Origin of the sequence: Actinacidiphila paucisporea (assembly GCF_900142575.1) — a bacterium.
GTDB classification, from domain to species: Bacteria; Actinomycetota; Actinomycetes; order Streptomycetales; family Streptomycetaceae; genus Actinacidiphila; species Actinacidiphila paucisporea.
The window spans coordinates 61,975-74,155 of record NZ_FRBI01000019.1; the positions used below are offsets into that span (position 1 = coordinate 61,975).

The 12,181-nt window shown below is 71.6% G+C and carries 9 protein-coding genes; 2 read left to right on the forward strand and 7 right to left on the reverse strand.

The window, feature by feature from the left end:
• Positions 1–27: 27 nt before the first annotated feature.
• The 4 genes from BUE44_RS37600 to BUE44_RS24840 form a co-directional block, all read right to left on the reverse strand.
• Positions 28–189 carry a hypothetical protein gene (locus BUE44_RS37600; protein WP_159450294.1) on the reverse strand — a complete coding sequence of 54 codons (162 nt, stop codon included), beginning with the start codon at positions 187–189 and terminating at the stop codon, positions 28–30.
• Positions 190–762: a DUF3291 domain-containing protein gene (locus BUE44_RS24830; RefSeq protein WP_073501213.1), complete on the reverse strand. Its 573-nt coding sequence runs from the start codon at positions 760–762 to the stop codon at positions 190–192. It lies immediately after the preceding gene.
• A gap of 285 nt (positions 763–1,047) precedes the next feature.
• Positions 1,048–1,515 (reverse strand): VOC family protein, encoded by a 468-nt coding sequence (locus tag BUE44_RS24835; protein WP_159450297.1) that lies wholly within the window; start codon positions 1,513–1,515, stop codon positions 1,048–1,050.
• 681 nt (positions 1,516–2,196) lie between these two features.
• Positions 2,197–4,590 carry an ATP-binding protein gene (locus BUE44_RS24840; RefSeq protein WP_073501214.1) on the reverse strand — a complete coding sequence of 798 codons (2,394 nt, stop codon included), beginning with the start codon at positions 4,588–4,590 and terminating at the stop codon, positions 2,197–2,199.
• A gap of 200 nt (positions 4,591–4,790) precedes the next feature.
• On the opposite strand from BUE44_RS24840, the gene BUE44_RS24845 reads away from it, so the two are divergent.
• The gene (locus BUE44_RS24845) at positions 4,791–5,882 is read left to right on the forward strand and encodes a methyltransferase (protein ID WP_073501215.1); all 1,092 of its coding nucleotides are present in this window, start codon (positions 4,791–4,793) and stop codon (positions 5,880–5,882) included.
• Between the two features lie 155 nt (positions 5,883–6,037).
• Positions 6,038–9,412: a pyruvate carboxylase gene (locus BUE44_RS24850; protein WP_073501216.1), complete on the forward strand. Its 3,375-nt coding sequence runs from the start codon at positions 6,038–6,040 to the stop codon at positions 9,410–9,412.
• 135 nt (positions 9,413–9,547) lie between these two features.
• Here the strand turns inward: BUE44_RS24850 and BUE44_RS24855 are convergent, their stop codons facing one another.
• The 3 genes from BUE44_RS24855 to BUE44_RS24865 are packed head-to-tail and all read right to left on the reverse strand — an operon-like array spanning position 9,548 to position 12,170.
• Complete coding sequence (locus tag BUE44_RS24855; RefSeq protein ID WP_073501217.1) at positions 9,548–10,396, reverse strand: DUF1684 domain-containing protein; 849 nt, start codon at positions 10,394–10,396, stop codon at positions 9,548–9,550.
• Positions 10,393–11,028 carry a flavin reductase family protein gene (locus BUE44_RS24860; protein ID WP_079190055.1) on the reverse strand — a complete coding sequence of 212 codons (636 nt, stop codon included), beginning with the start codon at positions 11,026–11,028 and terminating at the stop codon, positions 10,393–10,395. Before BUE44_RS24860 ends, BUE44_RS24855 begins: the two co-directional genes overlap by 4 nt.
• Entirely contained in the window at positions 11,025–12,170 is a 1,146-nt protein-coding gene (locus BUE44_RS24865) for an LLM class flavin-dependent oxidoreductase (protein ID WP_073501218.1), read from the reverse strand. The genes BUE44_RS24860 and BUE44_RS24865 overlap by 4 nt, the downstream gene beginning before the upstream one ends.
• Positions 12,171–12,181 lie beyond the last annotated feature (11 nt).

The window sequence follows — 12,181 nt, forward strand, 5'->3', positions numbered from 1 at the left end:
CAATGCGGCCTGCACAATGTGGGCGGCTCACTGTTTGTCGCCCTGGGCGGCACCGTTTCCGCCGAGTGCGGCGACCAAGGTGGCGGCCGCGCTCGCCTGCGTGGTGGTGAGGAACGAGTCGTACTGGCTCGTCGCCGCGGCGGTGGCCAGCGCACGCAGGAAAGCCAGGCCGTCGCTGTTCGCCGTCATTCAATCGGGCGTCGAACAGCGAACCCGGTCGCTCTTCGGCCCGATGCCTTGGCTCCTCGTGGGAGTTCCATCCGGGGCGAACGCGTGGTGGAAGGTGAAGGCGTGCGGCGTGGAGCCGTGGTCGTGGAGGTGCTCCAGTCGGGAAACTCCGACCCGCCAGGTGGGTATCGCGTCGTCGGAGACCCACCAGAACACGTAATTCGGGTTTCCTGTCCTCTCGAACCAGTCGTAGCGCCTGTTCAGCGCCTCACGGTGCTGACCGGTGTAGATGGCGTCGAAGGCGGGGCGCAGGTCGGTCCAGAGCGAGAGGGTCGCGGCCAGGGCGGTGGTTTCCGCCCTACGGCCCTTGCCGTACCAGGTCGGTACGGCGAACTCCCCCCATGCGCCCCAGTCCGCCTCGAAGAGTGCGCCCCGGTCACCGTCCGCCGCTTCGGCATGCGCGAGGTATCCGGGGTGCTGACTGATCTTCCGGTAGACGGCCCCACCGATGTCGTAGAACTCGCGCGTGAGAGGTGCGGGATCGGCGAGAGGTGTCTTCAGGACGCCGAATGTGTACAGAGCAAGATGGGACATGTGTCGCTCCCTGGCTGGGGGTTCCTGATTGTTGGCCCTGGTTCGGTGGCTTACGCGCAGGGGCGAGGGTTCGTGGGGCGTGGCCGACTCACCGCGTCGCGGCTGGTTCAGCCTGGAGGAACACCTGCGGGACTGTGGGGGACCACCGAGGACCAGGTGAAGGTAGCCGTCTCCGCGAGCGATGTCGAAGTTGCAAATTCGCTGCCCACATGGCCTGTTGCACAGGTCCTTGGGGGAACTGAGGCGGTGGCTCCGGCTGCCTCCGTGGAAGTCCGCATCGGCCCGTCAGATGCCGGACGTACCGTGTCCGCGACCCACAGCGTCCGTCGACGCTCCTTCCTCGGTCTGCTCCAGCGGTGAGGTAGGCGCCAGGGTGCGCAGGACATCGAACTCGTTGCCCTCGGGGTCGGCCATGACCACCCAGCTTCGGGCGCGCCCCTCCTGACCGAGGTCCACCCTGGTGGCGCCGAGACCGAGCAACCTGGCGACCTCGTCGTCGGTGCCGGCGTCGATCGGGCTCACGTCGAGGTGGAGCCGGTTCTTCACGGTCTTGCCCTCGGGCACCCGGATGAACAGCAGCGTCGGTGGCATCTGGCCACCCCGCACGGCCTCGACGGTCGGCTCCCAGGAGCCGATCTCGACTTTGCCCTCGCTGCTGTCGAGCACGGTGAAGTCCAGGACTTCGCACCAGAAAGCTGCCAGCCGTTGCGGATCGTGGCAGTCGATGACCAATTCCGTGAACCTGCTGGTCATGGCTTCTCCAGGTATCAGTGATGCCGAGCTGGGCCGGCGCATCCATGTCGCCGTCGCGGCCAGTGTGGTCGGCGACGACTCGCCGGTCCAGCTTCGTGAGCCCAGCGCGGCGTCGAGCTGGTGCAGGCGGCTGCGGATGTCACCGTCGAAGGCCACGTAGGCGACCGTGGTGCGAACACAGCTGACCGGCGCCCAGATCCGCCGACCGATGTCAGGGTTCTCCTGCTGCGTGGCGCACGAGTCCGCCACCGAGGTGCCGAGCGGCACCGCCCAGGGCAGGGCGGACTTCAGCGCCGCCAAAGCGGCCGAGTCGGCTCGCGCGGCATCCTTGTCCGCAGCTCTCGTGTCCGCCCTGGCGGCGAACGCCGCGACATCCGGTGGCTTGCGGTTCCATGCGTGTTGGACCTGCCACATCACGGAGAACCACACCGCGAACACCAGCCCGCACACCAACAGCACGACGAGCGCGCAACCTCGCCCCGTCCGGCCCGCCGCGCTGCCGTTCCCCGCCGCATCGCCCATTCCTCCATGGTCGAAAGCAGCACTGACGACGCGGCAACGGCGAGGTCTCCGTACCGTCTCGCTATCCGGAACGCACGTCTCCCGATCGCCGGAACGGCAAGGTCGGCGAGGTCACGCCGCGTCGAGGCAGGCGCCAGGCCCCGTCGTGACCTCACCTCCTCAGGTCGGCACGACCGAAAAGCAGAGGATCCCCGACAGCGTCGGGCTCGCCGGAAGGGCGCCGGACCGCCATCGGCCTTCGTCGGACAGCAGGTGGTCGACCCGCTCGGCCTCGGCCAGGCGCCACTGGCCCCGGTAGGACTCGGCCGCCAGTTGCCAGGCCTGCCGGGCCGCCGTCGTCTGTCCGAGGTGGACGTGGGCGTAGCCCAGCTGTTCGAGGACGTCGGCTTCGAAGTAGACGTTGCGGCGCTTGCGGTGGATCCGCACCGCGTGTTCGAAGTGTTCCAGGGCTGACGCCGGGTCTCCGGTCTGCTGGGCGATGTAGCCGAGGTTGACCGAGGACTCGGCTTCGGCGTCGGTCTGGCCGTGGGTACGCGCCAGGACGTAGGCGGCCTGTGCGTGAGCGCGGGCTTCCTCCAGGGCGCCCAGGCCGATGGCGGAGCGTGCCGCGGCGTTGAGTGACAGGCCGATCCAGACCGGGTCGCCGATCGTCCGGAACAGGGCCAGGGCCTGGAGGGCGTGGGCCATGGACCGGCAGCCGTCGTCGGCGTAGTGCCAGGCGACGGCGAGGTGGAAGTGCGCTTCGGCCAGGCTGAAGACGTCGCCGGCTGCCTCGGCCAGCACCTTGGCCCGTACGAGGTGGTCGAGTCCCTCGGCGTGCCGGCCCACGCGGACGCAGGCGCCGCCGTAACCGCAGTGCACCATGTACACGGCTTCGGGCTGGCCGGTCAGATGGGGCGCGGCGGCCAGCGCGTCGCGCCAGGAGGCCAGGTCGTCGCGCATCCGGCCGCGGCGTATCCGGTACGTCATCAGGGCCCAGGCCATCTTCCAGACCACTTCGTGGCAGCCTCGCGCGACGGCTTCCTGGCGCAACGTCAGGAGATTCGCGTACTCGGTGTCGAGCCAGGACAGCGCCTCGGGCGTGCCGGCGAAGCTGAGCGGATCGACGTCGGCGGCGGGATCGGGTACCGCGATGGCGGCGCGCTGCGGGTAGAGCTGCCGCTCGGCCCGGAAGAGGGACTGCAGGTAGAACTCGGCGAGACGCGCGCGAGCGGCCTCGGCGGACGGCCCCTGCGGGACCTGGCCCCGCTCGGCGGCGTACAACCGCACCAGGTCGTGCATGCGATAGCGTCCGGGGGCCGGCTGGGTCACCAGATGCGCGTCGTCGAGCTCCCGGAGCAGCGCTCCGGCCGTCTGGGGCGGCTGCCCGGCCAGAGCGGCTGCCGCCTCCGCGCTGATCTCCGGATACGGCACCGACCCCAGCAGGGCGAACAGCGCCGCTGTCGGCTCGGAGAGCGCCCGGTAGGAGCACTCCAGCGCCGCCCGCAGGCCCACCATCGACCCCTCGACCTCCAACGCGTCCAGCCGCGCGCTCTCGTCCCGCAGTTCGGCGGCCAGATCCGCCAGCGGGAAACCGTCACGAGCGCTCCACCGGGCCGCCGCGATCGTCAGTGCCAGCGGCAGTCCTCCGCAGCGGTCGAGGATCTCCTCGGCGGCCGCGGGCTCGGCGGCCACCCGCTGAGGTCCGATGCGATGGCTGAGCAGCGTCCGCGCATCCGCGGAGGGCAGCGCGTCGAGCCGGATACGGCGCGCGCCGTGCGTCGTGGCCAGCCCGTCGAGGCGCCGCCTGCTCGTGACCAGGACGGGGATCAGGCCGCTGCCGGGGAGCAGCGGCAGAACCTGCCGGGTGTCGGCCGCGTCGTCCAGGACCACCAGCATCCGGCGGCCGGCCACCAGGCTGCGGTACAGAGCCGCCTGGGCGTCGGGATCGGGCGGGATCGCCTCCTGCGACATCCCCAGGGCCTGCAGGAACCCTTGCAGCGCGGTGGCCGGGTCCAAAGGAGGTCCGCCGGGATCGAATCCCCGGAGGTTGACGTAGAGCTGGCCGTCGGGGAAGGAGGCGGTGTGGCGCCGTGCCCACTCCAGGACCAGGCTGGTCTTGCCCATCCCGCCGCCGCCGCACACGGTGGTGACCGCGGCGGAGTCCTCGTCGCGGTGTGTCGACAGCTGGGACGAGATCCGCTCCAGCTCCTCCTCGCGGCCGGAGAAGTGCTGCGTGCCGGCGGGGAGCTGACGGGGCGTCGGAAGGCCGACCGGACCCTTGAGCCTCGGTGTCACCATCGGACTCGTCACCCGCCCGGCCGCCCCGCGGCGTGCGGTGGACACGTGGCGCCACTGCTCGCGCCAGGCCGCGGAGTCCCCGCCGCAGGCTTCCACGTAGGCCAGGGCGACATCCAGAGTCGGCAGGGCGCTGCCGTCCGCGGCGCGGGCCAGGGTGGCAGCGGAGTAGTGTGCCGCACGCGCCATCGTCCGGTAGGACGGTCCGCCGGCCGACTGCCGCAGGTCACGTAACCGCGCCGCGAACTCGGCCACCGGCCCGGCGGCAGGGTCCACAGCTCGTTCGGGGCGTCCCACTGGCCTCCCCCAGACCACTAGTCCGTCTTTGTCTCGTCTCCCGCGACAATTCTGCCTGACAAATCGGTGCCCGGACATGCTGAGACGGGATCCCGCCACATGAGGTGTCGCGGACACCGCCGGGCCGCGTCGCGTGGAGCCGGGGGAAGCCGGCGGGCTACGTAACAGGGGGAGTTGCGATGTCGAACAGCCAGAAAATGCCGCCGCCCCGGCTGGTGCGGATCGTCGAACGGCTGCGGGAGCGCGTCTACCGGCTGCACCAGCGGATGATGCCCGCGTCGGTGACCATGCTGGAGATGATCACGGCCGGCATGGTCAGCCAGGCGATCCAAGTCGCCGCCACATTGGGCATCGCCGACGTGCTGGCCGGCGGGCCCCGTACTGCGGAGGAGATCGCCCAGCAGGTCGGCGCGGACCCGGACGGGGTCAATCGGCTGCTGAGAGCCCTTGCCGGCTACGGCGTCTTCCGCGCCGACCCGTCCGGGCGCTACGCGTTGACCCCGCTCGCCGGCACGCTGCGCTCGGACGCCGAGATGCCCATGCGGTCCATCGCGATGTTCACCAACGCGCCGGAACAGCGCGAGCACTGGTCCTATCTGCTCGACTCCGTGCGCACCGGCGAGCCGGTCATGGAGAAGGTCCGCGGCGTCGACGTGTGGACGTACTTCGAGAACAACGAGGAGCTGGTCGGGGTCTTCAACGACGCGATGACCGACTTCTCGAACCTCACCCTGGCGCCGGTCACGGCCGCCTACGATTTCCGTCGCTTCGGCACCATTGTCGATGTCGGCGGTGGTCAGGGGGCCATGCTCGCCGCGATCCTGGCCCGGACTCCGCGCGCCAGAGGCGTCGTGTTCGACCTGTCGACGGCCGCAGCGGGCGCCGAGGACCTGCTGCGGGGCGCCGGCCTCGCGGGCCGCTGCACCGTCGAGTCCGGGTCCTTCCTGGAGACGGTGCCCAGCGGCGGCGACTGCTATCTGCTGAAGAACGTCATCCACAACTGGCCGGACGACGAGGTGGTCGTGATCCTGCGCAACGTGCGCCGGGCGATCGCCCCCGCGGGCCGCCTGCTGGTCATCGAACTCATCATCCCGGAGGGCAACGGCACCCACCCCGGCAAGCTCTCGGACCTCGACATGATGCTGCTCGTCGGCGGCCGGGAACGCACCGAGGCGGATACCCGGGCCCTGCTCGCGAAGGCCGGCTTCCGCCTGGACCGCGTGATCCAGACGGCGTCACCGCTGTCCATCCTCGAGGCGTCACCGGTCTAGTGCCGGTCTGGTGCCGGCCTGGCACCGGTCGAGTCACCCGTATGGGGGCACGCCGTGCCCTATCGCTTGGCACGCGGTGCCACTAGTGTTTCGTGTGGCCGCCAGGTGCCGCGACAGGCCCGCCGACGGCCCGACCGAAGAAGCGGGGGACAGTGATGCTCCGGAAGATCCTCGTTGCCAACCGCGGTGAGATCGCGATTCGGGCGTTCCGCGCCGGCTATGAGCTGGGCGCGAAGACCGTCGCGGTCTTCCCGCACGAGGACCGCAATTCGCTGCACCGGCTGAAGGCGGACGAGGCGTACGAGATCGGCGAACCGGGTCACCCGGTGCGGGCCTACCTCTCCGTGGAGGAGATCGTCCGCGCGGCGCGGCGGGCGGGTGCGGACGCGGTCTACCCCGGGTACGGCTTCCTGTCCGAGAATCCCGAACTCGCGCGTGCGTGCGAGGAGGCCGGCATCACCTTCGTCGGCCCGAACGCGGAGATCCTGGAGCTGACGGGGAACAAGGCGCGCGCGGTGGCAGCGGCCCGAGCGGCCGGCGTTCCCGTGCTCGCCTCCTCGGAGCCCTCGACCGACGTGGACGCGTTGGTGCGGGCAGCGGCGGATCTCGGCTTCCCGGTGTTCGTCAAGGCCGTGGCCGGCGGTGGAGGGCGCGGCATGCGGCGGGTCGAGGATCCCGCGGCGCTGCGGGAGTCCGTCGAGGCGGCATCCCGCGAGGCCGCCTCCGCGTTCGGCGACCCGACCGTCTTCCTGGAGAAGGCCGTGGTCGACCCGCGGCATATCGAGGTGCAGATCCTCGCGGACGGCGAGGGCAACGTCATCCACCTGTTCGAGCGCGACTGCTCGGTGCAGCGCCGGCACCAGAAGGTGATCGAGCTGGCACCCGCGCCCAACCTGGACCCGGAGCTGCGCGAGCGGATCTGCGACGACGCGGTGAAGTTCGCCCGGGAGATCGGATACCGCAACGCGGGCACGGTGGAGTTCCTGCTCGATCCGGCCGGGAAGCACGTGTTCATCGAGATGAACCCGCGTATCCAGGTCGAGCACACGGTGACCGAGGAGGTCACCGACGTCGACCTCGTCCAGGCCCAGCTCAGGATCGCCGCCGGTCAGACACTGGCCGAACTCGGGCTGTCCCAGGAGACCGTGTACGTACGCGGTGCCGCCCTTCAGTGCCGGATCACCACCGAGGACCCGGCCAACGGCTTCCGGCCGGACACCGGCCGTATCAGCGCCTACCGCTCGCCGGGGGGCTCGGGCATCCGCCTCGACGGCGGTACGACCCACGCCGGTACGGAGATCAGCGCGCACTTCGACTCCATGCTGGTCAAGCTGACCTGCCGGGGACGCGACTTCCCCACGGCGATCGGCCGCGCCCGGCGGGCGGTGGCGGAGTTCCGCATCCGCGGCGTGGCAACGAACATCCCGTTCCTGCAGGCCGTGCTCGACGATCCCGACTTCCGCGCAGGCCGGGTCACCACCTCCTTCATCGAGGAGCGGCCGCACCTGCTGACGGCGCGGCACTCCGCCGACCGCGGCACGAAGCTGCTCACCTACCTCGCCGACGTCACGGTGAACAAGCCCCACGGCGAACGCCCCCGGCTGATCGACCCCATGACGAAGCTGCCGGCGCTCCCCCTTTCCGAGCCGCCCCCCGGCTCCCGGCAGAAGCTCGCCGATCTCGGCCCGGAGGGGTTCGCGCGGTGGCTGCGCGCCTCGCCGACGATCGGGGTGACCGACACCACCTTCCGCGACGCGCACCAGTCGCTGCTGGCCACCCGCGTGCGGACGAAGGACCTGCTGGCGGTGGCCCCGGCGGTGGCGCGGACGCTGCCGGAACTGCTGTCCCTGGAGTGCTGGGGCGGCGCCACCTACGACGTCGCGCTGCGGTTCCTGGCCGAGGACCCCTGGGAGCGGCTGGCCCGACTGCGGGAGGCCGTACCCAACATCTGCCTGCAGATGCTGCTGCGCGGCCGCAACACCGTGGGCTACACCCCGTACCCGACCGAGGTGACCGACGCCTTCGTCCAGGAGGCCACCGACACCGGCATCGACATCTTCCGGATCTTCGACGCCCTCAACGACGTCGGCCAGATGCGGCCCGCCATCGACGCCGTACGCGGGACCGGCACCGCGATCGCGGAGGTCGCCCTGTGCTACACCTCCGACCTGTCCGACCCGTCGGAGAAGCTGTACACCCTCGACTACTACCTGAAGCTCGCCGAGCGGATCGTGGCTGCGGGCGCCCACATCCTGGCGGTCAAGGACATGGCGGGACTTCTGCGCGCCCCGGCGGCGGCGAAGCTCGTGGCGGCGCTGCGCAAGGAGTTCGACCTTCCCGTGCACATCCACACCCACGACACGGCGGGCGGCCAACTCGCCACCTACCTGGCGGCGATCGGCGCGGGCGCGGACGCGGTGGACGGGGCCGTGGCCTCCATGGCGGGCACCACCAGCCAGCCGTCGCTGTCGGCGATCGTGGCCGCCACCGACCACTCCGACCGGCCCACCGGCCTCGACCTGAAGGCCGTCGGCGACCTGGAGCCCTACTGGGAGTCGGTGCGCAAGGTCTACGCACCGTTCGAGGCGGGACTGGCCTCGCCCACCGGGCGCGTCTACCACCACGAGATCCCCGGCGGGCAGCTGTCCAACCTCCGCACCCAGGCCGTCGCCCTCGGCCTCGGCGACCGCTTCGAGGAGATCGAAGCGATGTACGCCGCCGCCGACCGCATCCTCGGCCACCTGGTGAAGGTCACCCCTTCCTCGAAGGTGGTCGGCGACCTCGCACTCCACCTGGTCGGCGCCGGCGTGTCACCGGCCGACTTCGAAGCCGAGCCGCAGCGCTTCGACATCCCGGACTCGGTCATCGGCTTCCTGCGCGGCGAGTTGGGCACCCCGCCCGGCGGCTGGCCGGAGCCCTTCCGCAGCAAGGCTCTCCAGGCCCGCCCCGCCGCCGACCCGCCCGCAGGACTGTCCGACCAGGATCGCGAAGAGCTGGACAAGGACCGCCGGGCGACGCTGAACCGGCTGCTGTTCCCCGGGCCGGCGAAGGACTTCGCCACCCACCGCCACACCTTCGGCGACACCAGCGTGCTGGACAGCAGGGACTTCTTCTACGGGCTGCGTCCGGGCACCGAATACGCCGTCGACCTCGAACCCGGTGTCCGGCTCCTCATCGAACTCGAAGCCATCGGCGAGGCCGACGAGCGCGGCATGCGCATGGTCATGTCCACCCTGAACGGCCAGCTCCGTCCGATCCAGGTACGCGACACCACGGTGGCCACCGACATCCCCGCGACCGAGAAGGCCGAGAAGGCCAACCCCGCCCATGTGGCGGCGCCCTTCGCGGGCGTCGTCACGCTGGCCGTCCACGAGGGCGACACGGTCGCGGCCGGCACCACCATCGCCACGATCGAGGCGATGAAGATGGAGGCGACCATCACCTCCCCGAAGGCGGGAACGGTCGCCCGCCTCGCCATCAGCCGGATCCAGCAGGTGGAAGGCGGCGACCTTCTCGTCGAGCTGAGGTAGGGCGCCCGGTCCGCGGGCCAGGACGTCTTCGGCAGCCGCGAACGCGTACGTACGACGACCGCGACGCCCCGGCCACGCCGACCTGTGACGGCGTGCCGGGGCGCGGGCGTGGAGACCGACCGGGCTCGGTGAGCGCTACGCGGCAGGCACCGATCGGGGCGCCGCGCCCGCGGGTGCGGTCGGCGTCCGCTCGCCCGCCTCGATCGCCAACGGCAGCCGGTTCTCGGCCGGCGGCAGCGGGCAGGTGGCCAGGTCGGTGTACGCGCACGGCAGGTTCGTGGCCCGGTTGAAGTCGACCAGGACGGTGCCGTCGGCGTCGGGCGCTGCGATGGACAGCGAGCGGTTTGCGGCGTAGGTGGTCACCCCGGAGGTGGCGTCGGTGAACAGCACCAGCAGCCCGCCCGGGGTGTGGCCGTCGAAGGCGGTCAGCCGGTACGGTGCGCCGCCCGCTTCGAACTCGACGGTCCCGACGGCGTCGTAGACGTGCTCGAGCCCCTCGACCACTGCGCCCACCGTCGTCGGCCGGGGCGTGTCGAACGGCACGTAGCGGCCGGTGAGCGCCCAGGCCGGGTCGGGGGCGTAGGCGGGTGTGCCGGAGAAGGCCAGCCGCAGCGTGTTCTCCGGGTGCCGGGGACGCACGATGTCGTGTCCGCCGCGCTTGGCGACCTCGATCACCGCGTCACCCGCGACCGGGAGCAGGCTCACGCGCTCCGCGAGCACCCCGAAATTGTGCCGGCCGTGCAGCACGCGGCCTTCGTAGGCCAACTCCTCGTCCTCGGACAGCTCCACCAGCACGCCGTCCGGGGTGCTCGACCAGGCGCCGGGCGCGTCGGGGAAACGGGTGGGGGTGGCGTCCAGCCAGTTCAGGCTGGTGATGGCGAGGAAGCCGTGCGGTCCTGCCAGCGCCTCGTCCTTCTGGGCGTGCCACTGCTCCCATTCCGCGGCGAAGGCGACGCGGTCGGTGGGCTCGGTCTCGACGGTCATGAGGACTCCTCGGTTCCTGCGATGGGCGGTGCGGTCGGTGCTGTCGGAGCTGCCGGTGCCGGACGCTCCGCGGTGTCGGAGCGGGCTCCGGCCAGCCGCCGGAAGCGGCTGCCGTGGAAGACCAGCGGGGCGACGTCGTGGTCGGCGTCCATGGCGCGGATGCGCAGCAGGACGATGTCGTGGTCGCCGGCCCTGATCAGCCGCTCGACGCTGGTGTCGAACCAGGCTGTGGCGCCGTCGAGCAGCACCGCGCCGCCGTCGGTGGCGTGCCAGTCCAGGTCCGCGAACCGGTCGGCGCTGCGGGAGGCGAGCTGCGCGCAGGCGTGTTCCTGGTCGGCTCCCAGCACGCTGACACCGAGCCTGGGGAGGTCGGCGAGCAGCGGCCAGGTGGTCGAGGTGTGGGCCATGCAGACCGTCAGCAGCGGCGGGTCGAGCGAGACCGCGGTGAACGAGTTGGCGGCCAGGCCCACCGGGACGCCGTCCACCAGGGCGGCGATCGCGGTCACCCCGGTGGGGAAGGCGCTGAACACCTGCCGCAGCCGGGCCGGGGACAGCGCCTGTTCGGCACGCCCGGCCTCCGCGGCGTCCCGCTGGTCCTGCGCGAGGTCCTTCGCCGGCACGGTCGTCGTCATCGGCGCTTCCACTCCTCGGCCAGCAGCTCGTAGGAGCGCACCCGGTCGGCGTGGTCGTGCGTGATGGTGGTGACCACCAGCTCGTCGGCGCCGGTGGCGTCGCGCAGCGTCTCCAGCTGGTCGGCGACCTGCCGCGGCGAGCCGACGAACTGCGTCTCGACGCGGTCGGCGACCAGCTCGCGCTCCTCCGGGCTCCACGCGTGGGCGCGGGCCTCGTCGGGGGTGGGGAAGGGGATGGCTCCCGCCGCGCTGCGGATGCTGTGCACCCACAGGCCGTACCCGGTGGCCAGTTCCCGTGCGGTCGCCTCGTCCTCGGCCACGACGACGTCCGCGGAGACGCTGACGTAGGGCTGCGCCAGTTCCGCCGACGGTTCGAACGCGGCCCGGTAGCCCTCGGCCGCCTCCAGGACGGTGGCCGGGCTGACGTGGTAGTTCGCCGCGAACCGCAGGCCGCGCGCGCCCGCGGTCTGGGCGCTGATTCCCGCACTGCTGCCCAGGACCCACACCTGGAGGTCGGCTCCCTCGCCGGGTATGACGTGTGCCTCGACCCCGTCCGCAGTGGCGTACGTCCCGGCGAGCAGCGCCAGGATGTCGTCGACCTGCTCGTCGTAGGGCTGCGACTCGGCGCCGGGCAGGGTGAGCAGCTTCTTCTGCAGCGCGAAGCGCGGCGAGGCGAGCACCTTCTCGAAGGAGAACCGGGCGGGAATCCGCAGGCCGTTCGGGGTGCGGCCGTCCACGACCGGTGTGGTCGCGTGCGGCGCCCCCGCTCCGACCGGCACCGGCACCGCCGACGTGGGCGCGGGCCTGCCGGAGCGCCCGAGGCCCAGGTCGAAACGGCCCGGGTGCAGGGCGTCCAGCAGCCCGAACTCCTCGACGGTGGACAGCGCGGTGCGGTGCCCGAGCTGGACGGCGCCGGCCCCGAGCCGGATGGTGCTGGTGGCGGCGGCGGTCAGGGCGAGGACGACCGCGGGGGAGGTGCCGGCCACACCGGGGTTGAGGTGGTGCTCGGCGAACCAGTAGCGGGAGTAGCCGAGCCGTTCCGCGTGCCGGGCGAGGTCGACGCTGTTGAGCAGCGCCTGGGTGGCGGTGGAGCCGGAGGAGATCGGGACGAGGTCGAGGACGGCTAGCGGGGTTGGTGGCACGGCGGCGCTCC

Bases quoted from the DNA above. Each gene is read 5' to 3' on its own strand.
- BUE44_RS37600 (WP_159450294.1), bottom strand. From the start codon at position 189: ATGACGGCGAACAGCGACGGCCTGGCTTTCCTGCGTGCGCTGGCCACC.
- BUE44_RS24860 (WP_079190055.1), bottom strand. From the start codon at position 11,028: ATGACGACGACCGTGCCGGCGAAGGACCTCGCGCAGGACCAGCGGGAC.
- BUE44_RS24850 (WP_073501216.1), top strand. From the start codon at position 6,038: ATGCTCCGGAAGATCCTCGTTGCCAACCGCGGTGAGATCGCGATTCGG.
- BUE44_RS24835 (WP_159450297.1), bottom strand. From the start codon at position 1,515: ATGACCAGCAGGTTCACGGAATTGGTCATCGACTGCCACGATCCGCAA.
- BUE44_RS24855 (WP_073501217.1), bottom strand. From the start codon at position 10,396: ATGACCGTCGAGACCGAGCCCACCGACCGCGTCGCCTTCGCCGCGGAA.
- BUE44_RS24830 (WP_073501213.1), bottom strand. From the start codon at position 762: ATGTCCCATCTTGCTCTGTACACATTCGGCGTCCTGAAGACACCTCTC.
- BUE44_RS24845 (WP_073501215.1), top strand. From the start codon at position 4,791: ATGTCGAACAGCCAGAAAATGCCGCCGCCCCGGCTGGTGCGGATCGTC.